This window comes from Winogradskyella tangerina, from assembly GCF_003260205.1.
Classification (GTDB): domain Bacteria; phylum Bacteroidota; class Bacteroidia; order Flavobacteriales; family Flavobacteriaceae; genus Winogradskyella; species Winogradskyella tangerina.
This window is the reverse complement of record NZ_QERF01000007.1, coordinates 79,115-101,795: the sequence shown is the minus strand read 5'-3', so window position 1 is coordinate 101,795 and position 22,681 is coordinate 79,115. Positions and strand designations below refer to the sequence as shown.

Sequence of the window (22,681 nt, the reverse complement as noted above, 5' to 3'; positions counted from 1 at the left end):
AATGTAGAAGACCTCTTTTTCAAAGGAATTAGTAAATTCGCTTTATGAGTGCAAACTTACAGACTCCTATAGATTATTTGAAAGGCGTTGGTCCCAACCGTGCAGATCTGCTGCGTTCAGAGTTGGGCATCCACACTTATCAAGACCTCATCAATCTATTTCCTAACCGCTATATAGATCGCACAAAATATTACAAGATCAGTCAATTAGAGCGTAATAACGCGGAGGTTCAAGTTATTGGTACCATAACCAATATTCGTGAGGTTGCGCAAAAACGTGGTAAGCGGCTTGTTGCTGATTTTAGAGATGATACTGGCGTTATGGAACTTGTGTGGTTTAGGGGTCAGAAATGGATCAGAGAGAGCTTAAAAATCGACCAGCCTTATGTGATCTTCGGAAAAACCAATTGGTTTAATGGTAAGTTTAGTATGCCACATCCAGAGATGGAATTGCAATCTGAGCACGAAAAACAACTTCGTACAGCGATGCAAGCCATCTATCCTTCAACTGAAAAATTATCAAATAAAGGAATTACCAATCGGGTGATTGCTAAAATCATGCAACAATTGTTTCTAGAAACCAAGGGACAATTTGTTGAAACCCTATCGGAATCAATCCGAGGAGAATTGAAGTTAATTTCAAAGTCCGATGCGCTTTTTAATATTCATTTTCCAAAGAATCAAAGTTTTCTTTCAAGAGCTCAATTTCGACTGAAATTTGAAGAATTATTTTACATACAATTGCAATTAATTCTGAAAAATTTAATTCATAAATCAAAAATTAAAGGGTTTACATTCGACAATGTCGGAGACTATTTCAACACGTTTTACAAAGACCATTTACCCTTTGAATTAACGAATGCTCAGAAACGTGTTTTGAAAGAAATTAGAGCCGATCTTGGCAGCAACGCACAGATGAATCGACTTTTACAAGGCGATGTAGGTTCTGGAAAGACCATAGTAGCCTTCATGTCAATGCTCATAGGACTTGACAACGGTTTTCAATGTTGCTTAATGGCCCCAACTGAAATTTTGTCAGTCCAACACTATAATGGCTTACTTGAATTATGTAATAAATTGAATATCAGTATTTCTATATTAACTGGTTCAAGTAAAACTTCAGAACGAAAAAAAATTCATGAAAATCTCGAAAATGGCAATTTACAGATCCTCATTGGTACTCATGCCCTACTCGAGGACAAGGTGAAATTCAAGAATTTAGGGCTCGCCATAATTGATGAACAACATCGTTTTGGAGTTGCTCAAAGATCGAAACTTTGGAAGAAAGGAAGCCCCCTTCAGTTCCCCCAAAAGGGGAATGTAAAGTCAATACTTCAAAAGTATAAAACAGCTCGCCCTTCGACTTATAAATTAATGAAAGAGCTTCAACAAGAAAACAAAAAGAACAGTACCGAAGCCGAAGGTATTTTATGGGAATCCCTGCGTGCAAAAAAAATTGGGTTTAAGTTTAGGCGACAACACATCATCGATGAGTTTATTGTTGATTTTGTGAATCTAGAAAAGAATTTGGTCATTGAGGTTGATGGAGGCTATCACAATTCAAAGGAGCAAAAAGAAGTTGATGAAATTAGAACTTTAATTCTTTCTGAACTTGGCTTTAATGTTATTCGGTTTACAAATGAAGAAGTAATTGGAAATATTGACGCTGTATTGAATACTATTGAAAATAAATTAAAAAGCCTCCCTTCTGGGGAGGTTGGAGGGGCTTATATCCCCCCTCACATCTTGGTTATGACTGCAACACCTATTCCAAGAACCTTGGCAATGTCTGTTTATGGTGACCTAGATATTTCAGTAATTGATGAATTACCAGCCGGACGTAAACCTATCAAAACGGTTCATCGCTATGACAATAATCGCTTAAAGGTTTTCCGATTTATGAGAGATGAAATTGCAAAAGGTCGACAGATCTATGTCGTATATCCTTTAATTCAGGAAAGCGAAAAAATGGATTATAAAGATCTTATGGATGGTTATGAAAGTATTGCACGAGAATTTCCTGCTCCGGAATATCAAATTTCCATAGTTCATGGTAAAATGAAAGCAGCGGATAAAGATTATGAAATGCAACGTTTCGCAGAGGGCAAAACAAACATCATGGTGGCCACCACTGTAATCGAGGTAGGTGTAAATGTACCTAATGCATCTGTGATGGTAATTGAAAGTGCAGAACGTTTCGGCTTATCTCAATTACACCAATTACGCGGACGTGTTGGTCGTGGTGCTGAACAGAGTTATTGCATTTTAATGACCAGCCATAAACTGAGTAACGATAGCAAAACCAGACTAGAAACCATGGTATGCTCTAGTGACGGCTTTGAAATTGCGGAAGTCGACTTAAGACTTCGTGGTCCTGGAGATGTAATGGGTACTCAACAAAGTGGCGTGCTCAACCTAAGAATTGCCGATATTGTAAAGGACAAAGATATTTTAGAGCAGGCGCGTTATTATGCGAAATCCGTATTAAAACTAGATCCGAGTTTAGGATTACCTGAACACAAAGTCATATTAAATACCTATCGACAGATGAGCAAGTATCGAAATATCTGGAATTATATTAGTTAATTTGCTCTTTGCTATCAAAAAAAAGGTCTGGCACCAACAACAACCAGACCTCCAAAACATAACCAAACGTGTTTTGCTGATGAATACTTTACAAAGCACCCAACTCTTTCAAGTTCTTTTCTGAGGTTGCTTTGTCATTATCCGAAGGATTGGAAGCAAGTGCCTTTTTATAATGCTTAATGGCTTTTTTATCATCACCTTTAGCCTTATAAGCTCCTGCTATGCTGTTATGCCATGTGGCATTATCTGGATCACTTTTTAAATTCATGTTGTAATATTTCAAAGCGCGGTCATAGTCCTTAATGCTTACCATATAATTGCCCATACGATTTAATTGCCCTGGATTTGCCAATGTTGAAGCTTCATCCATGGCGCTTCCAAAGCCTTCCATATCGCCTTTCTTCTGAAGTATCTGAGCTTTAGTTGCTAAACCATTTACTGTTTTCTCACTGAAGAAATTACCTTCTAGCGCAGCATTTATCCATTCTAAAGCTTCATCGAGATCACCGCCATTATTTAAAGCGAAATTCGCGGCCTGTTCCCAATTTTGTCGCGTAAAGCCTTTCTGGCCTTTGAACTGAGCTCTGATGTCTTCCATTACTATGGAAGTGACATCCACTTCAATTTTAAAAGGAATTGCTTTTTTCTCCCACTTTAAGGAAGCGGTTGTTGAATTCTTACCGACTTCTTCAAAATCATAAGTCAATAATTCAATATGGTCAATGTCTTTTAATTTTACATCTGCTTTCAAAGCATCATTTGCTGGATCATAGAAATAACTGCCCCAGGCATCTTTGTCTGTGGAAAGTATGATAGTCGCATTTTCAGCATCTTTCACATTGATATGCAAACCATAAGTTCCTGCTGCAATAGCTTTACCTTCTACCTTTGCATCATGAGTAAATGTAATAGTGGTATTCTCGTTAGCACCAGCACGCCAAGGTGCAGCTTCAGACGTTCCGAAGCCAAGATTATTTAAACCATATGGTACAAGTTTTCCCCAAATTTCGCGACCATTAACACTTGGTCTAGAATAAGTAATGGTAATGTCTGTGGTTCCTACACGTTGCATAACGGAAGCCATCTGGCTACCACGTGGAGTATTGAGCTGGGCGTTTGCGGTAAATGAAACGCATAGTAATAAGCCTATTACTAGAGACGTAATTGTTGCTCTCATTTTCATAAGTTTTGATTAGTAGTACCACCAAATTAGACGGATTTTAAAAGCAATGCTGTTAGGGACTTGTTAAAGAAATAGTACCGACTGTTAATTAACGTATTCTTAAGAGTACGTATTAGCGATTATGAATTGAAGTAAAACATTTATATTCGTGATACCAACCAAGCTTCTATGATTACAAAACTCGGTCAGAAATTTACGGACGGTTTTACTAAATACATGCCCAGTGCATATGTCTTCGCACTACTGTTAACACTGTTCACTGGTATTTTAGCAATAACAATTACTGACAGCCAGCCGATAGTGATACTTGAAGGATGGTACAATGGCTTTTGGAATCTTTTATCTTTCGGAATGCAGATCGTTTTGATCATTATTACAGCGTATTGTATTGCTCAATCCTCGCCTGTAAAGAAAGGTATTGATCATATTGCAAAATGGATAAAAACACCTGTTCAGGTTTATGTGATCATTATTGCTTTGGGTGCATTATTATCTTTGGTAAGTTTCGGAATGGTCGTCATTACTGCTATTTTGGGTCGGGAACTAGCGCTGCGCATCAAAGGAATCCACTACCCTTTTTTAGTTGCTTGTGTTTATTTTTCATTTAATGGATGGGTTTGTGGGCTTTCAAGTTCTATCGCTTTACTTCTGAATACTGAAAACAACTTCTTAATTGAAAATGGGATATTGAATGACACCATTTCTACAAGTTATAGCCTTGGTTCAACCTTAAATTTGGCTATGATCATTTTATTTGTAGTGATCTCACCCATTTTGATCTGGGCATTAATTCCGAAATCATTTGCCGGAAAAGAATTAAAAGACCTACAATCTTCACTCGATGATGAAGAAGGTTCAGTAAAAGATGAAGCCATGTCCTATAAGCTTCCATTTAAAGCATTATCTGACGCTTTGAATAACGCAGGTTGGCTTCAGATAACAGTTGCACTTTTAGGATTGATATACATTATCTATCATTTTACTACCAAAGGATTTGATCTCAATTTTAACATCATGATCTTCATTTTCCAGATCGTTGGAATGCTTTTACACATAACGCCTATGCGCTACAGCATTGCCATGAAACGTGCCAGTAGCAATATATCAGGTATATTGTTTCAATATCCATTTTATGCAGGTATAATGGGTATTATGATGGCCTCTGGTTTGGGCGAAAAGATTAGCGACTTACTCGTATCTATTGCCACACCTGAATCTTATGCTTTTATTTCCTACCTCACTGGCGGTGTGATCAACTTTGCGATTCCATCTGCTGGCGGTGAATTTGCTGTGATTGGCCCAAGCATTATTAATATGGTTCAGGATATAGGTGCTAACCTTCCGTCGAGTGAGGTTACTGCAATGACTGCACGAGCTTCTATGTCTGTGGCATACGGTGAAAGCTTAAGCAATTTATTACAACCCTTTTTCTTATTGATCGTCTTTCCGGTAATGGGTAAAGGCATTAAAATACAAGCGAGAGATGTAGTGGGTTATTTGTTTATTCCATTCATTGTTTTGTTTGTAATACAGGCTTTGATGGTTACTTATATACCCATGTGAAAACTGACTGTTAAAATTCAATTGTAATGATTATAAGTGAAGAAATTTCATTCAAAATCATTAACTTTCAACAACTAAGATTCGAAAGAATTTTCATAAACCTTCAAAATCAAGCTATTAATCAAAAACGCAATTATTACATGAGCTTTTTCAAAAAATTATTTGGGTCAAAAGACCCTAAAAAACCTCAACAGGCAGCACAACAAACACCTCAGAAGCCACAAACAAAAGAAGAGGTTTTAGAACTTTTCAAGAAGGTGCCATGGATGACTGATCTTAGACTCGAAAATGTAAAACTATGTCTCGATGCAGGATTTAGACCAACCAATTCCTTACCCACTGAATTTGATCGTAAGCTAAGACCATCAGTTGAAATCGCCCAACGGTTAAACGCTATTAAGGCAATGGTGCTTTGGTTAATGATGCCTGAGGACAAACTAGAAAGTGAAAAGCTACTAAACTTTGTCGAGAACAACGACCTAAAGCGTTTTATGGAGCCTAGTGAACAAGAGATATTCAATACAGCAAGAGACGACGAAGAGGCCAGAAATGCCATTGGTTGGAAATTTGAAAATGCATGGCCATTGGCTTGGTATTTTGGATACAAAGAACCTGATATGATGGGTCAAATGATGACAGGTGAGCAAATGCAAGAGATTTTGGTAGACTTTACTTGTCCGATGGATGGCAAGATCGAAGATTGGGTAAATGGCAAAGATACCTTATCGGAAGACACGTTGAAACAAAAGGAAGATTTATTCTATTGTTTGCACAATGCCGTTCGAAGTGCACAATTTGGAAGAGAGACCGTTCCCGCAGGATTTGACCCAATGGGAAATGGTGGTGTTATTCACGAACGGAGACATTCTTTAACTTGGATGCTATCGGATGGCACCAAATGGGAAGATACTGACTTAAGTACATAAACTAGAGGTTGATAACCTCAATTGACTAAACTTTATTTTGATGGATTTCAAATGAGACTGAATTCTACGTAGACCCTGAAGATGAGAACAACAACTATTTAGATTTGAGCTTCTTAGAGGGTTAGCATCAATAACTCTTTAGGGTAAATCCAAAAGTCAAAAATTGGTCTTCGCGCTTTTGACCTTCAATAACAATGCTCTCAAAAGTGCGTAAATAATTGATCTTGAAATTAAGAAACTTCCAAATCGGTAATTCAAGTCCGAAATCGGCTTGCCAGCGGTAATTATCGCTTTCTTCTAATGAAGGCTGGATATAGCTTTCATGTGTAATTATTACCTTCTCCTTAAAGAGATAATATTTACCATTGACCCAAATCGTACCGCGAAAGGTATTGATCTCATCGCTACTATCGTAGGCGTCTACATTAAAATCGGTATTGTCAAAATTGGTTTGTTCGTATTCACTGGTTAATGAGAACTTCAGCCAATTCTTATCTTTCTTATACGCTTGCCATGTAAAGCCGGCCCCTATCAAAGATCGCGAACTAATTTCACGTCTAAAATTTGTGCTTAAAAAACCCAAGATTTGTGGATAGATTTTTTTCTCAGGATTGAAATATAAAAAGTTAAGACTCAAAAAATCAGCATCCGCCTTCTCCTTACCAAACTCCTGGTATACATAAGAGTTTTGAGTTTTAACCACCCATTTTTTCCAGGGTTGATAGGTAATTCCAGATTTTGCCCTAAAAATTAAGGTTTCTACATTTCCACCCTGCCAAAAACCAGTTAATGAAAGATCGGCCTTTACTTTTAAGGAGTCACTTTCATTGATCTGCGCGTTCAATAATATTGGAACCAGTATCAATATCCATAATATCTTTTTCATCTTAAAGCGACTAGAAATTAAACTTCCTAATGATATGCGAAGATATTTAAATGCTTAAAATTACTCCACAATCACTATAAAAAGTTACGATAACGTTTTCATGATTTCACTTGGGAAAGCAAAATTATAAGAACGGATGTAACATTTTAAAATTTCTGCATCTAAAGGGAAATCAAAATTTAAAATCATGAAAAAATTAATCGTTTTAATACTAAGTACATTTCTTTCTCTTAGCACAACCGATGAACCCGAAACCTCACCTATTCATGTTACAGTAACGGGACAAGGTGATCCTATTATTTTAATTCCAGGATTTACAGTCCCAGGAGAAATTTGGAATCCACTGGTTGAAGAACTAGAAAAAAATTACGAATGTCATGTTGTTACCTTAGCAGGTTTTGGTGGGAAGTCTCCTATTGAATTTCCTTGGTTACCTAAGGTAAATGAATCTTTACAAAACTATATCGCAAAGCAAAACCTTGAAAATGTTACCATCATAGGTCATAGCTTAGGTGGAACAATTGCTACTTGGTTGGCGAGTAGAGAAAATTCTATGGTTGGCAATATTATTTTAGTGGATGCATTACCAGCGGCAGGTGCCTTGATGATACCAAATTTCGATCCAGACCAATTGGCTTACGACAGTCCATATAATAATCAACAATTAGCTATGGATGACGCCCAATTCGCTCAGATGGCCACAGCCATGTCTCAAGGCATGTGCCTTGATTCTTCAGCGCGTGAAGACATTAAAAACTGGATTCTAGAAGCCGACCGAAAGACCTATGTCTATGGATATACGGATTATCTTAAATTGGACTTGCGCAAAGATCTTAGGAATATATTAACACCAACCACTATTATTGCTGCGACACAACCGTACGGCAAAGATATGGTGACCAAAACTTATGGTGATCAATATGCAAATTTGAATAATTATGACCTTATTTTGGCCGAAGATGCTGCGCATTTTATTATGTTAGACCAGCCTGAATGGTTCAATAACGAGATAAAAACAATTTTGGCTAAACACTGATGAATATAGAATCGGAATTCAGTACTATATACAATATGCATTCACCCAAGGTATACAGGTTATGCCTTGGCTATGCCTCTGGTGATAGTGAATTAGCAAAAGAATGGCTCCAGGAGACCTTTATTAAAGTTTGGAATCACAGACAATCATTCAAAGGTAATTCTGCTGTAGAAACATGGATCTACAGGATTGCAGTAAATATATGTTTAAGCGATCTGCGAAGAGCCAAGCGAAATATTCCGATTAATGAATCTATTCTTGAAGATCATGAGTATAGTGAGCAAAACTCAACGTCAACGGAGCAAAACATCAGAAAGATGTATCACTGTATAGATCAATTAACAGAACAAAACAAAGCCCTGATTCTATTAGAACTCGAAGACATTCCTCAATCTGCAATTGCTGAGACTGTTGGATTAGCACATGGCACACTGAGGACACGTTTAAGTCGAATTAGAAAAGCCCTTTTAAAATGTATTAAAAATGGAAAATGATATCTTAAATACACTTTGGAATAATCAAAACGAATTAGATCCTATGGACCCTAATCGTCTTATTTCAAAAGCAAAAAATCAGAGAAGGCGACAAATAGCAGCCATCATCATAATGAGTGTTACGGTTGTAATATTGGTAGCTTACACACTCTATATATCTCCAAATCGTTGGAATAATTTCACCTTGGGTCTATTGTTAATGATTACTAGTTTAGGCTTTAGAGTCTTCCTCGAGATCCGATCAATTTATCAAAAACAAAACCGTCTAGTCGCATTAGATCACAATAGTTATAAATCGTACCTAAAAAAATACTACAAGTTGCGATTGCTTATCAACTACCTCATAACGCCGGTATGTGTTGTAGCTTATCTCATTGGGTTTTTTCTACTCCTTCCCTATTTTAAGGTTGAGTTTTCAGAAGGATTCTACACCTATATTTTGATTTCAGGGTTCGTTTCTTTAGCCTTTATTATCATCATAATCATTCATAGTATCATTAAAGAGTCTCGCTTTCTTAAACTCTTGAAACAACCATGATGGATCAATCTTACTCTGCTAATAGTTGAGTGACGAAACCTTCAAATTCGGCTTTAAACTCAGTGTATTTTTCACCTGTAGCCGGACCGTTAAATCCGGTGTGAATTTTACGCACTTTACCTGATTTATCAATAAATATCGAAGTCGGATAAGACAATACATGATTAAGCATAGGAAGTTTTTCCTGTGCTTTTGTTTTACTCGAAGTACCGAATTGTGCTAATAGGATCGGATACTCAATCCCAATCTTAGTTTTAAGTCGTTCTATACGACTGAAGGCCGTTTCTTTATCCTTTACATATTCAAAGGCCAATGCTATAAATTCAATGTCTTTATCCTTATTCTTTTGATAAAAATCAGCGTAGTATTTACTTTCATCCAAACAGTTTGGGCACCAGGTTCCCATGACCTGAACGATTACCACCTTATCTTTGAATTGTTCATCTTTCAGACTGATCATTTCATCTGAAGTATTAGGAAACTCGAAGTCAATGCTCTCATAACCCTCTTTCAAGAACGTAAGCTCGTTCGGACTTGGTAATTCGTAATCAGCATTACGTTTGGCTACAAAAGGCTCTTTCCAGTGGTTACCAGAATAAAAGGTGCCTTCCATCGTTGAGTCGCTCACTTTAGCAGTAAATAAAAATGCATGTGCGCCATCGAATGTAGAAAGTTTCATAGTGTTACCATCAACAACGCCTTCAAGATAGCGGTAATCTCCAGTGGTAGTTCTAAACGTCCCTGTTACCGTTTGTCCTTTCTGCTCAAAAATCCCTTTTGCAATATATTCATCGCCTTCAACGCCTTCACTAAATATGGTTTCCCAAACGCCGCTAACACTTAATAATGGTTTTACGGAAGTTGAAAATCTATTAGGATTATTAAACTCAGCTTTAAATGGCACAATGCGATCCAAACTTTCTTTAATAAAACTACCGCTCAGATTATCACCTTCAAAAGTTGCAGCTATATAGCCTTCAAAAACTGGTGTGGTAATAAATATCGAATCGTTGCGGTATTCAATTTCATCCACTTCAATAACTTCTTCTGCATTATAAATTTTGAGCGAGGTTGGCGATACTACCTCAAAAATAAACGGCAATTCCTTATTATCCTGAACTTCGAGTGTCGCCCTGTAAGTGCCTACTTTAAGTTCATTATTTATTCCTTTTTGATCTTTAGTTTCATTTTTACATGAAAGCATGACCAGTGCTAAAAATCCAATTGCAAAATACTTCATCCTGATTTTTTTTATAGATAGTTCGAAATAACAACATTTCCCTTACATAAAAAAGCAAAGCTACATTTCATTTAGCGGCAAGTATTTTTATCTTTGTGGCTTGATTAATTGAACCGCATGAAAATTTCATACAACTGGTTAAAACAGTTTATAAAGATAGATTGGGACGCTGAGAAAACCGGAGAACTACTCACAGACCTTGGCTTAGAAATAGAAGGAATTGAACAGTACGAATCCGTTAAAGGTGGACTAAAAGGCGTTATTGTTGGCGAGGTTTTAACCTGTGAACAACATCCTAATGCTGACCGCTTAAAGGTCACTACTGTTAATATTGGAGAAGATGAACCTGTTCAAATTGTATGCGGTGCACCAAACGTTGCCAAGGGACAAAAAGTACCGGTAGCAACTATCGGAACTACACTTTACACACCTGAAGGAGAAGCTTGGAAAATCAAAAAAGGTAAAATCCGTGGTGAAGAAAGTCATGGTATGATCTGTGCCGAAGACGAACTTGGCCTTGGCGAATCGCACGATGGCATCATGGTATTGGATAAGGATCTCAAAGTCGGTACGCCGGCTGCTGATATTTTTGAAATCGAAAATGATCAGGTGTTTGAGATAGGTCTTACACCAAACCGTGCAGATGCTATGAGCCATTTTGGAGTGGCGCGTGATCTTAAAGCCGGACTCCTACAAAAAGAAGTTGCCTTAGAGCTTATCACACCATCGGTAATGGCCTATCACGTAGACGCAAGGTCACTTAAGATTGACGTTGAAGTAAAGGATAAAGATAAATGTCCTCGCTACTGTGGTGTTACTATTTCTGGTGTAAAAGTAGAATCGTCTCCAAGTTGGTTGCAACACCGACTAAAGGCCATTGGTCTCTCACCTATTAATAATATAGTAGATATTACAAATTATGTTTTACATGAGTTGGGCCAACCATTACACGCTTTCGATGCGAACAAAATTGCTGGAAATAAAGTAGAGGTTAAAACCTGTAAAGCTGGAACGAAATTCACAACCCTCGATGAAACCGTAAGAGAATTACACGAAGATGATCTTATGATTTGTGATGGCGAAAAACCAATGTGTATTGCTGGTGTTTTCGGTGGAATAGATTCAGGTGTAACAGAACAAACGACTAACATATTCTTAGAAAGTGCTTATTTCAATCCGGTGAGCATCCGCAAAACAGCGAAGCGTCATGGCTTAAATACCGATGCCTCTTTTAGGTTTGAACGCGGAATCGATCCAAATATCACAGAATATGCTTTAAAGCGTGCGGCTTTATTAATTGTTGAAATTGCTGGTGGTGAGATTACAAGTGATATTTCTGATGCCTATCCAAATAAAATTGAAGACTTTCAAGTTCGACTAAGCTTTGATAATGCAAAGAAGCTCATAGGTGAAGAAATTCCAAGAGAAACCATTAAAAGCATTTTAACCTCACTTGAAATTAAAGTGAATAACGTTACCGAAACAGGTTTAGGTCTTACCGTTCCTGCTTACAGAAATGACGTTCAGCGCGAAGCCGATATTATTGAAGAAATACTCCGAGTTTACGGGTACAACAATATTGGCACCACTGAGAAATTAAATGCTTCAATTTCAAATTCTAATCGTTTTGAGGATTATAAACTTCAGAATGTTATTGGCAATCAGCTCGCGTCACAGGGCTTTTTTGAGATTATGGCAAACTCCTTAACATCTCCAAAATATATTGAGTTGGCTGACGATCTTAATCCAGAGCACAATGTGGTTATGCTGAATCCTTTAAGTAATGACCTCGAAGTGATGCGCCAATCATTGCTGTTTTCGGGACTGGAGGCGGTTTCGCACAATATCAATAGAAAGCGTAATGATTTAAAATTATTCGAGTTTGGTAAAACTTATCATCAATTCTCTGATCATCGCGAAGAACATAAACATTTATCTCTTTTTGTTTCCGGAAATAAAACAGAAGAGCGTTGGAATTCCGTTTCAAATCCGAGTGATTTCTTCTATATAAAAGGTATTGTTGAAACAATTTTACAGCGTTTAGGCTTAAATAGGTTACGAACAGCACCAACTAAATCGAGCGTTTTGAGTGAAGGTGTTAGCCTTTCGCTTGGTAAGAAAACATTAGTAAACTTCGGGTTGGTTAAAAAATCTGTACTTAAACATTTTGGTATTTCTCAAAATGTCCTTTTTGCAGATTTTAATTGGGATAATGTTTTGGAAATGGCGAAGCACAATAAAATTAAGTTTAGTGAAATCCCGAAATATCCAGAAGTTAGAAGAGATTTTGCCTTATTATTAGATGACCAAGTGACTTTCGAGGATATTCATACCATTGCAAAGCAAACCGAAAAGCAATTACTTAAAAACATCAATTTATTTGATGTGTATGAAGGTAAGAATTTGCCTAAAGGCAAAAAGAGTTATGCGGTGAGCTTTACCTTACAGGATGAAAATAAAACCCTGACCGATAAGCAAATCGATAAAATAATGTCGAAGCTTCAAGGTAATTTTGAATCTAAGCTCGGTGCAGAATTGCGCTAAACATTATCATTTTATTTACACTTTTGACAAACCCTTTTTTTATTTTTAACAAAAATTAAAACATTAGAAAAATGGCAAACGTAACACTTGGAGGTACTCCAGTAGAAACTATAGGAAATTTACCAGAAGTTGGTAGTAAAGCACCAGACTTTAAATTAACAGGAACAGATCTAACAGACAAAACCCTTGCTGATTATTCAGACACAAGATTAGTTTTAAATATTTTTCCAAGTGTGGATACAGGTACATGTGCGCAATCTGTAAGGACTTTTAACGAAAAAGCAAGTCAATTAGACAACACCAAAGTATTGTGCATTTCTAAAGATCTACCATTTGCACTGGCACGTTTTTGTGGTGCTGAAGGCATTGAAAATGTAGAGAATCTTTCAGATTATAAATCCGGAAATTTCGGAAATGATTACGGATTGACCTTTACCACAGGCGCTTTTGAAACCTTATTATCTAGATGCATCGTAGTAATTGATACAGACGGAACAGTTTTACATACTGAGCAAGTCGCTGAAATTGCTGACGAACCTAATTATGAGGCTGCCATCGCGAGTTTAGCATAAATTCTTATGCAACAAAAAGAACCGTTCATTATTAATAGGCTGAAAAGTGTTGGATACGCTTTTAAGGGAATGCTCATTCTCATTAAAACCGAATCGAGTATAAAACTTCAGGTTTTTATAGCCATAATTGTGACGATAGCTGGATTCTATTTTGAAATTTCCACCATCGAATGGATCATTCAAATTGCAATGATCGGATTGGTAATGAGCGTTGAAGGTGTTAATACGGCAATCGAATATATAGCGGATTTTATTCATCCGGATCATCATCCTAAAATTGGTCTTATCAAAGACATTTCGGCCGGAGCAGTTTTTATTGCCGCTGTAGTTGCTAGTATTATTGGGCTTATAATTTACATTCCCAAAATTTTTTAATACCAAAAACTAGTTGTAAGCGTTTACAAAGTGCGGTCTTTAATGATGCTAACCTTAGCATTTTCAAAATGAAACAATTAGTACATTTTCTTTTTTTTGCTAGTATTTTATTTAGCTGTAAATCTGAAACGGAACAAATACCTCTGGGTCAGATGACACCACAAATAAAGGATACCATTGTTTCAAAACCTAAAGACACACTAAATTTAAATAAGGACAAGGTTTTAGGACGAATTAACTACCGAAACGATTCGACCTTTTCAAAAGTTAGACGAGAATATTCAAATAAAACTATATACCTTCAAAAAGAGGTATATGGGGCTTTTCTAAACATGGTAGAAGCAGCTGAAAAGGACAATGTTAACCTCAAAATTATTTCTGGAACGCGAAATTTTTACGAACAGAAAGCGATTTGGGAGCGTAAATGGGAGAAATATAAAGACCTAGATTCTATAACCCGTACTCTAAATATCTTAGAATATAGCTCAATGCCAGGTTCATCACGCCATCATTGGGGAACAGAAATTGATTTGAATAGTTTAAATAATTTGTATTTTAACAGCGGAAAAGGTCTTAAGGAATACAACTGGCTACAAAGCCACGCCAATACCTTCGGATTTTATCAAGTATATACTGATAAATCAAGAGGCAGATCGGGATATCAACTCGAAAAATGGCACTGGTCGTATTTACCTTTGGCAAGCAAATATTTGGCATATTACAATGCAAATATTAGCTATAAGGATTTAACCGGATTTAATGGCTCAGAAATGGCTTCACAACTTCAAATAATTGAAGATTATGTAAATGGGATTTCAAAGAAAGCTATAAACTATAATTAAACTTCCAGATGTTATGGAAGACATATATGGCAAAAAGAACAACTAAAAAGAAAACAACCACAAAAGCTAAGGCGAAACCAAAGACAAAATTTAAAAAGCCTTCGTTTAAATTATCTAGTCAGCAGAAACTTATCTTCGGAAGTTTGCTGATCATTCTTGGTGTTTTATTATTCATTTCATTTTTGTCATTCATCTTCACAGGTAAAGAAGACCAAAGTGCATTAAGCACATTTCCTGAGCGTTCTGATTCATATAAAAACTGGGCAAGCCAACTTGGAGCATGGGTAAGTGAACTATTCATTAGTAAAGGATTTGGCGTGTCATCCTTCATATTTTCTGGACTGATCTTTCTTTCAGGGGTCTATGTTACCTTAAATCTAAAAAAGACAAAACTTAGAAAGCATTGGATTTGGGGAACACTTATCGTCATTTGGCTGTCTATTTTCTTCGGATTTTTTACCCACAAATACGATATACTTGGCGGAACAATAGGATTTGAAATGAATCACTTCTTTCAAGACTATATTGGTAAAATAGGAACCGTTTTACTATTGCTTTTCGGTCTTATCGCCTATCTAGCCATCAGATTCAAAGTATCAGGCGATACTTTCGTTAAATTGTTTAGCAGGGCGAAAAAGGATTTAAAGGAAGATTTAGCCACAGATTCTGAAATTGAAACGCGAACCGTGGCCGTTGATAATAGCTTAACTGAGGAAGCAGAAGCCATCAAATCAGCTTTTGAAATTGAACTCGATCAGCCAGAGCCTACAATTAGTAATCATTCTAAACCTAAAGATAAGACACCAAATATTGATATAAAGGTAGATTCTAAGCCTGCAGAAAAAACTATTGACACACCAGAACTAAAAGTCGAAGTTGAAACTGTTGCCGAAGAGAAATCTGAAAAGGACAACCTTGCGGATAAATTAGTTGAAGATTTCGGGCAATTTGATCCTACCTTAGAATTAAGTAATTATCAGTTTCCGCATCTCGACTTGTTGAAAAAATATGATAACGAAGGAATTTCTATAGATCAGGAAGAACTTGAAGAAAATAAAAATCGAATTGTTGAAACCTTAAGCAATTACAAAATTGGAATAACAAGTATCAAGGCAACGATTGGTCCGACGGTAACACTATATGAGATCGTTCCGGATGCTGGTATACGAATTTCAAAAATTAAAAATCTTGAAGACGATATTGCCTTGTCACTTTCTGCCTTAGGTATTAGGATCATCGCTCCTATTCCTGGCAAAGGTACCATCGGTATCGAAGTTCCTAATAAGAAATCGACTATCGTTTCTATGCGTTCTGTGATTGCCTCTCAAAAATTTCAGCAATCAAAAATGCAATTACCAATTGCTTTTGGTAAAACCATTAGTAATGAGACCTTCGTAGTTGATCTAGCAAAAATGCCTCACCTATTAATGGCAGGTGCTACGGGTCAGGGTAAATCCGTTGGTTTAAATGCAGTATTGACTTCACTACTATACAAGAAGCATCCTGCTGAAGTAAAGTTTGTTTTGGTCGATCCTAAGAAGGTTGAACTGACATTATTTAACAAAATTGAACGTCATTACCTAGCGAAGCTTCCTGATAGTGAAGATGCAATAATTACCGACAATACCAAGGTTATAAACACATTGAATTCATTATGTATTGAAATGGACAATCGCTACGATATGCTTAAAAATGCATTTTGTAGAAATATTGCTGAATATAATGCAAAATTCAAAGCACGAAAACTCAACCCGAATGATGGTCATAAGTTTTTACCCTACATTGTTTTGGTGGTAGACGAATTTGCCGATCTAATAATGACAGCAGGTAAAGAAGTAGAAACTCCAATTGCACGTTTAGCTCAACTCGCGAGGGCTATTGGTATTCATCTTATCATTGCAACACAGCGTCCTTCTGTGAACGTTATCACAGGTATAATAAAGGCGAATTTCCCAGCTCGAATTGCATTTAGAGTTACCAGTAAAATTGACTCTCGAACTATTTTAGATGGATCTGGAGCAGACCAGCTCATTGGTCGTGGTGATATGCTTTACACTCAGGGTAACGATCTTATAAGGCTACAATGTGCCTTTGTTGACACACCTGAAGTTGAAAAAATCACAGAGTTTATCGGTAGTCAAAAAGCCTATCCAGATGCCCATTTACTGCCAGAATATGTCGGCGAAGAAGGTGGCACAAATCTTGATATAGATATTGCAGACAGAGATAAGTTGTTTAGAGAAGCAGCAGAGATCATAGTAACAGCTCAGCAAGGTTCTGCCTCCTTACTACAACGAAAACTGAAATTAGGCTACAACAGAGCCGGTAGGTTGATCGATCAATTAGAAGCTGCCGGTATTGTGGGACCTTTTGAAGGTAGTAAAGCTCGACAAGTTTTAGTGCCAGATTTAGTAGCACTAGATCAATTATTAGAAAATGAAAAATCATAACAATACAACATACATAGACAAAATGAAATCGAAGATTGAAATACTCAATAAGTCCAAAAACCAACTTGTGAGTAAAGGGGTATTCGTTCTGTTGTTCTTAGCTATAGGAATGACAGGATTTGCGCAGAACGACGCTAAAGCTAAATCCTTACTAAATGAAGTAAGTGCTAAGATTAAAGCATATAAAAATATTAGCTTAGACTTTAAGTACGAGCTTAATAATGTAAGTGAGAATATAAATCAGGAGACCAGAGGTGATGTTGTTATTGAAGGTGAAAAATACAAGCTAAATGTATTAGGCGTAACGCGTATTTTTGACGGAGATACCTTGTATACTATTAGTCCGGAGGACGAAGAAGTGACTATATCTTCAGACAACTCTGATGAAGAAGGTACAATAACGCCTAGTAAAATGTTGTCTTTTTATGAAGAAGGCTACACCTTTAAAATGGATATTATTCAAAACGTAAAAGGGAGGAAAATACAATATGTTAAGTTAAATCCGATGGATACCAATTCTGAAATAAAACATGTTTTATTAGGTATCGATGCCACGACTAAACATATCTATAATCTTATTGAAGTTGGAAAAAACGGAACGAAAACAACATTAACTGTTAATTCTTTTCAAACCGATCAGCCTATCTCAAAAACCTTATTTACATTTGACGAAAGTAAATACGAAGATTACTTTATCAACAGAATCGATTAAGGTTTTAAACGCTAACATGTGAAAATACTTGATAGGTACATACTTATCACATTTCTGAGAACGTTTTTCAGCGTCTTTATCATATTCATGTTCATCTTTGTTCTGCAAGGGGTATGGCTCTATATTTCTGAACTTGCCGGCAAGGACTTGGATATTTCAGTAACTGCTAAATTTATCCTTTACTACATTCCGAAGTTAATTCCATTAGTCGTTCCATTGACCATTTTATTATCGTCAATTATGGTCTTCGGAAACTTTGCAGAAAACTATGAGTTTGCGGCAATGAAATCTACCGGTATTTCCTTGCAACGCGCTATGAGAAGTCTTAGTGTTTTTATTGTTGCCCTCGGAATTGCTTGTTTCTTCTTCGCCAATAATGTCATTCCTTGGGGAGAATACAACTTTTATAACCTTCGAAGAAACATTGCAAAGGTAAAACCAGCCCTAGCTATCGCTGAAGGTCAATTCAATGAAATCGGAAATATTAACATCAAGGTTGATAAGAAGTCAGGAGATAGAGGCCAATATCTTGAAGGTGTAGTAATGCATCAAAAGAGCTCTACAAGACCTGGTAATTATAAAGTCATTGTGTCTGAAAAGGGTGAATTGGTTAGCACAACCGATTCAAATATTCTTCAACTTAAGCTCATCAATGGTAATTATTACGAGGAAATTGTAAATAGAGATGCTCGAAAAAATGAAAACAAGCCGCATGCGCGTAGTTATTTTGATACCTATAATATAAATATCGATCTTGAAATTCTGAATTCTGAAGACTTCGATGAACGCAATTATACGAATCGCCATAACATGTTTAACATTAGTCAGTTAAACCAAACCATCGATTCGCTTCAAACGGCTCGTACAAAGGATCAAAAGTCCTTATCCACAACGCTTTATAGCAGAACAACCTACGGTGCATTGAACGTAAATATTGATACCACTAAAACCGATTCTATATACAAGGGTGATATTTTAGATCTGTTCCGAGCAAATAATAAAGTTCAAATCGTCAACCTAGCGATTAATTCAGCAAGTAGTACCATTCAAATATTAGATTCAAACAAGAAAAATTTTGAAGCAAAAGAGATTTGGTTAAATAAGCATATCATCTCTTTACACGATAAATTTGTTCTTGCCTTTGCTTGTGTTATTCTATTTTTTGTTGGCGCGCCTCTTGGTGCACTGATTCGTAAAGGCGGCATTGGATTACCTATGGTAATTGCAATAGTATTGTTTTTAACTTATCATTTCTTCGGGATTTTCGCAAAAAATAGTGCTGAGAAAGGAAGTTTCAGCCCAGTAGTAGGTGCTTGGCTATCAACCGCTGTTATGCTACCCTTAAGTATTTATTTAACAACAAGAGCAACCAATGATAAAGGCGTCTTTCAGTTTGATGCCATACTCGTACCATTAAAACGAGCATTTACACCTAAGAATAAATTAGAACTTTCAGAAAGTGAAACTAAATCCTATAACTATTACAAGAGATATTCAGTTGAAGAATTGGTGAATGTAATTAAGCAACAAGGTGAATTCGACCTCGACAAAAAACCAAAAGAAATTGCCTTACATAACTTACTAAATCGAAATATTTCGCTAGAAAGCCTCGAGGACGAGGGATTAGACGTAGATCCAAGGCTTATTAAAGGTAAACGTCTTTTAAAGGACTATAAGGATTATTCAAAGACGAGTTTAGTGAGCTTTATCGTTGGTGGTGCTTTAATCGGACTTCATTTTATTTTCAAGAATAATAAATTACCAAGTCTTGCTGATGCTTCGATTAATCTAAGTATTATAGCTTTTATATTTTTTGCGATCTATGTCGTTGTCGATGCCTATGTCTATTCAAATTTTTACAAGTCCATTGGTCAAAAGGATAAGCGTATTAATCCTATTTTATTAATTCTTTCACTACCACTCTATCCTTTAAAATACATCATCCTCAGAAATAAGATTGCGCACGACTTCTACCAAAGTTGTATTCAGAATATAAAATAAGCGTATCTTTGCTTAGTATAAATCCGTTGTGATGACTGTTGAATCTATGAATACACAGACCAAACTTAATACTATTGAAGAAGCCATCGAAGACATTCGTCAGGGCAAAGTAATTATTGTTGTTGATGATGAAAATCGAGAAAATGAAGGCGACTTTTTAGCAGCCGCTGAGAAAGTAACTCCAGAGATGATCAATTTTATGGCAACCCATGGTAGAGGATTGATTTGTGCACCACTTACCGAACACCGCTGTGAGGAACTAGATCTAAACATGATGGTGAGGAATAATACGGATCCTATGGAAACGGCCTTCACGGTTTCTGTTGATTTAAGAGGAAACGGCGTCAGTACAGGTATTTCGGCTAGCGATAGAGCTAAAACCGTAAGAGCATTAGTTCATAAAGAAACGAAAGCTTTTGAACTTGCAAGACCAGGTCACATTTTTCCATTAATTGCTAAAGAAGGTGGTGTATTGAGACGAACTGGTCATACAGAAGCTGCAATTGATTTCGCACGTTTAGCAGGATTTGAGCCTGCTGGAGTTATCGTTGAAATAATGAACGAAGACGGCACAATGGCACGCTTACCGCAGCTGATGGAAGTGGCAAAGAAATTCAATCTAAAAATTGTATCTATTGAAGACCTTGTTGCCTATCGAATGGAATATGATTCATTGATTGAAAAGAAGGAAGACTTCGATATTGAAACGCGCTTCGGGAAATTTAGACTCAGAGCCTATTTACAAACTACAAATCAACAGGTACATATTGCCTTGACGAAAGGAAATTGGTCTTCAGATGAACCTATTCTCACACGAGTTAATGCTACTTTGGTGAACAATGATATTCTCGGTACGCTTACCAACAATGCAGATCAGAAACTTGATGACATGTTCAATGCTATCAGTTCTGAAGGAAAAGGTGCTATTATCTTTATAAATCAGCAGGCACAATCCATGAATTTATTGTCGAGATTGTCAATTTTGAAAGAAAATCAGGTTGATGGTAAGCTTGTTAAAGCTCCAAGAATTCCTATGGATAGTAAAGACTTCGGAATTGGTGCTCAGATATTACACGACTTAAAAATTAGTAAGCTAAAACTACTTTCAAATAGTCTTCAGACCAAACGTGTTGGAATGATCGGTTACGGTTTAGAAATTGTTGATTACATTAACTATTAATCGACCAAAATTCTTTCACTCAGAGATCGATCTCCTGAATAGATCTTCAAAATATAAACACCTGAAGTAAAACTACTCACATCTATTGCTTTTGTGTTACCAAAGCTTTGGCTAATGCGTTGTCCGATAGTATTGTAAACCTCCACTCGGTCAATAAGCTCTTCAGTTTTAATATGAATAATATTTGAACTTGGGTTCGGATAAATTCTGAATTTATTTTTGAAAACCTCATCAATACTTAATCCAGTATTTTGATACACCCTAACATAATCGATTACCATTGCACTTTCAGTAAAAGTTGGGTCAATTCCACCTGAAATTCCTCCCATGGCCACATTCAACAATAAATACTGTTCTAAATCGAAAGGCCAAGTATTGGCATCCTTAACCGCTGGGTTATACGTGTAAAATCCTACATCATCAATTAAGAAAGTAATCTGATTCGGTGACCAATTCATAGAATAAACATGAAAATCATTGGCCACATCACTTAACATAAATGCCTGATAATTAACCGTATTCCCAAAACTTGAAGGAGTGTGAATGGCACTACTCACCTGATTAGTGGCACCTAAACCGTGCTCCATGATATCTAATTCACCACAGGCGGGCCAGGTCGTTGTACCAAATCCTTGTGTTTGCCAGTAGGCACCTGTTTCATTAATGTTTTTACCGAGAGTCCAAATTGCAGGCCAAGTACCATCTCCTGCAGGTAATTTTGCTCTTACATCTACTCTACCATAGGTAAAGGCAAATTTTGAATTCAGTCGTGCAGAAGTATAATTCAATGTTACACCATCTTGGGAAAACACTTCACTCTTTGCAACAATATTTAAAAAGCCATTTTCAACGAATGAGTTATCTAATCGATCTGTGTAATGCTGTTCTTCACCATTAAACCATTGTCCGCTATTAGGCCCAAATGTTTGATGATACCATTTCGTATTATCCACAGCTTCTGGTGTGGTACTATCAAACTCATCAGACCAAACCAGATCCGTATAGATAACATCTAACTCATGTGGATCACCCGGAGTAGATCCATCATTTATATCATCAATTCTAAAGGCACCAGGAATTAAACTTCCATCGTCAATTCTAATAGTAAGACGACTATAAGCTCCGCTTCCTCCTACTGTTGAAAAATCAAAAGTAAGGTCAGACCAATTATTTTGATTAGGAGATACAGCAACATTCATCTCAATATCTGGATTGGTGCCATTTTCTAATTTTACAACAACATTATGCGCATTTGGATCGAAAGCATAAAATCGCATTGTAATTTCATCTTCAGTATCTAAATCAATGGGTTGTGCCAAATCTATATAATGTCCTTGCTCTGAAGCTGAACTAGACCGAAAGAATTCTCCGGTAGGATTACTAGCATCAATTGGTGAGGGTACTATGGTAAAAGTACTTCCTCCCCAAACATTAAAATTATGCGAACTCTCTGAAAAATCAATTGGCAATTGTTGCGAATGTAACACACAAAATGAAAAAGAGAAAAACAATAGTAACGCGTAGATTTTCTTCATAGCTCTTATTTTGAACTAA

At 36.6% G+C, this 22,681-nt stretch carries 18 protein-coding genes; 14 read left to right on the top strand and 4 right to left on the bottom strand.

From position 1 onward, the window contains the following. The first annotated feature begins 44 nt into the window (after nt 1-44). Nucleotides 45-2,585, top strand: a complete 2,541-nt coding sequence (locus tag DDY94_RS10795) for a DUF559 domain-containing protein (protein ID WP_111684125.1) — start codon at nt 45-47, stop codon at nt 2,583-2,585. Between the two features lie 88 nt (nt 2,586-2,673). Here the strand turns inward: DDY94_RS10795 and DDY94_RS10790 are convergent, their stop codons facing one another. Continuing rightward, nucleotides 2,674-3,762, bottom strand: a complete 1,089-nt coding sequence (locus tag DDY94_RS10790; RefSeq protein WP_111684124.1) for a DUF2911 domain-containing protein — start codon at nt 3,760-3,762, stop codon at nt 2,674-2,676. Nucleotides 3,763-3,936: 174 nt separating this feature from the next. Between DDY94_RS10790 and DDY94_RS10785 the strand changes: the two genes are divergently transcribed. Further along, nucleotides 3,937-5,331 carry a short-chain fatty acid transporter gene (locus DDY94_RS10785; protein ID WP_111684123.1) on the top strand — a complete coding sequence of 465 codons (1,395 nt, stop codon included), beginning with the start codon at nt 3,937-3,939 and terminating at the stop codon, nt 5,329-5,331. A gap of 140 nt (nt 5,332-5,471) precedes the next feature. Then, complete coding sequence (locus DDY94_RS10780) at nt 5,472-6,257, top strand: DUF4272 domain-containing protein (protein WP_157957296.1); 786 nt, start codon at nt 5,472-5,474, stop codon at nt 6,255-6,257. 127 nt (nt 6,258-6,384) lie between these two features. Here DDY94_RS10780 and DDY94_RS10775 read toward each other — a convergent pair whose 3' ends face one another. After that, a complete protein-coding gene (locus DDY94_RS10775) occupies nt 6,385-7,143 on the bottom strand; it encodes a DUF481 domain-containing protein (protein ID WP_111684121.1) in 759 nt (252 codons plus the stop codon). A gap of 187 nt (nt 7,144-7,330) precedes the next feature. On the opposite strand from DDY94_RS10775, the gene DDY94_RS10770 reads away from it, so the two are divergent. The 3 genes from DDY94_RS10770 to DDY94_RS10760 are packed head-to-tail and all read left to right on the top strand — an operon-like array spanning nt 7,331 to nt 9,211. Next, entirely contained in the window at nt 7,331-8,179 is an 849-nt protein-coding gene (locus DDY94_RS10770; RefSeq protein ID WP_111684120.1) for an alpha/beta fold hydrolase, read from the top strand. Continuing rightward, entirely contained in the window at nt 8,179-8,673 is a 495-nt protein-coding gene (locus DDY94_RS10765) for an RNA polymerase sigma factor (RefSeq protein ID WP_111684119.1), read from the top strand. Before DDY94_RS10770 ends, DDY94_RS10765 begins: the two co-directional genes overlap by 1 nt. After that, a complete protein-coding gene (locus DDY94_RS10760) occupies nt 8,663-9,211 on the top strand; it encodes a hypothetical protein (protein ID WP_111684118.1) in 549 nt (182 codons plus the stop codon). The genes DDY94_RS10765 and DDY94_RS10760 overlap by 11 nt, the downstream gene beginning before the upstream one ends. Nucleotides 9,212-9,221: 10 nt before the next feature. Here the strand turns inward: DDY94_RS10760 and DDY94_RS10755 are convergent, their stop codons facing one another. After that, nucleotides 9,222-10,451 carry a peroxiredoxin family protein gene (locus tag DDY94_RS10755; protein ID WP_111684117.1) on the bottom strand — a complete coding sequence of 410 codons (1,230 nt, stop codon included), beginning with the start codon at nt 10,449-10,451 and terminating at the stop codon, nt 9,222-9,224. Nucleotides 10,452-10,568: 117 nt separating this feature from the next. On the opposite strand from DDY94_RS10755, the gene pheT reads away from it, so the two are divergent. The 8 genes from pheT (at nt 10,569) to ribB (ending at nt 21,127) form a co-directional block, all read left to right on the top strand. Next, a complete protein-coding gene (pheT, locus tag DDY94_RS10750; protein ID WP_111684116.1) occupies nt 10,569-12,995 on the top strand; it encodes a phenylalanine--tRNA ligase subunit beta in 2,427 nt (808 codons plus the stop codon). A 71-nt stretch (nt 12,996-13,066) separates the two neighbouring features. Beyond that, on the top strand, nt 13,067-13,567 hold the full coding sequence (gene tpx / locus DDY94_RS10745) for a thiol peroxidase (RefSeq protein ID WP_111684115.1): 501 nt from the start codon (nt 13,067-13,069) through the stop codon (nt 13,565-13,567). 6 nt (nt 13,568-13,573) lie between these two features. Further along, the gene (locus DDY94_RS10740) at nt 13,574-13,942 is read left to right on the top strand and encodes a diacylglycerol kinase (protein WP_111684114.1); all 369 of its coding nucleotides are present in this window, start codon (nt 13,574-13,576) and stop codon (nt 13,940-13,942) included. A gap of 68 nt (nt 13,943-14,010) precedes the next feature. Continuing rightward, nucleotides 14,011-14,784 carry a M15 family metallopeptidase gene (locus DDY94_RS10735; RefSeq protein WP_111684113.1) on the top strand — a complete coding sequence of 258 codons (774 nt, stop codon included), beginning with the start codon at nt 14,011-14,013 and terminating at the stop codon, nt 14,782-14,784. Between the two features lie 26 nt (nt 14,785-14,810). Then, complete coding sequence (locus DDY94_RS10730) at nt 14,811-17,234, top strand: DNA translocase FtsK (RefSeq protein WP_111684297.1); 2,424 nt, start codon at nt 14,811-14,813, stop codon at nt 17,232-17,234. Between the two features lie 109 nt (nt 17,235-17,343). Then, a complete protein-coding gene (locus DDY94_RS10725) occupies nt 17,344-17,946 on the top strand; it encodes a LolA family protein (RefSeq protein WP_232817866.1) in 603 nt (200 codons plus the stop codon). An 18-nt stretch (nt 17,947-17,964) separates the two neighbouring features. Then, the gene (locus DDY94_RS10720) at nt 17,965-19,947 is read left to right on the top strand and encodes an LptF/LptG family permease (protein WP_111684112.1); all 1,983 of its coding nucleotides are present in this window, start codon (nt 17,965-17,967) and stop codon (nt 19,945-19,947) included. A gap of 31 nt (nt 19,948-19,978) precedes the next feature. Further along, nucleotides 19,979-21,127 carry a 3,4-dihydroxy-2-butanone-4-phosphate synthase gene (gene ribB / locus DDY94_RS10715; protein ID WP_111684111.1) on the top strand — a complete coding sequence of 383 codons (1,149 nt, stop codon included), beginning with the start codon at nt 19,979-19,981 and terminating at the stop codon, nt 21,125-21,127. On the opposite strand, the gene DDY94_RS10710 is transcribed toward ribB, so the two are convergent. Beyond that, nucleotides 21,124-22,662, bottom strand: coding sequence for a family 16 glycosylhydrolase (locus DDY94_RS10710; protein WP_111684110.1), 1,539 nt, complete (start codon nt 22,660-22,662; stop codon nt 21,124-21,126). The genes ribB and DDY94_RS10710 overlap by 4 nt on opposite strands. Between the last annotated feature and the right edge of the window lie 19 nt (nt 22,663-22,681).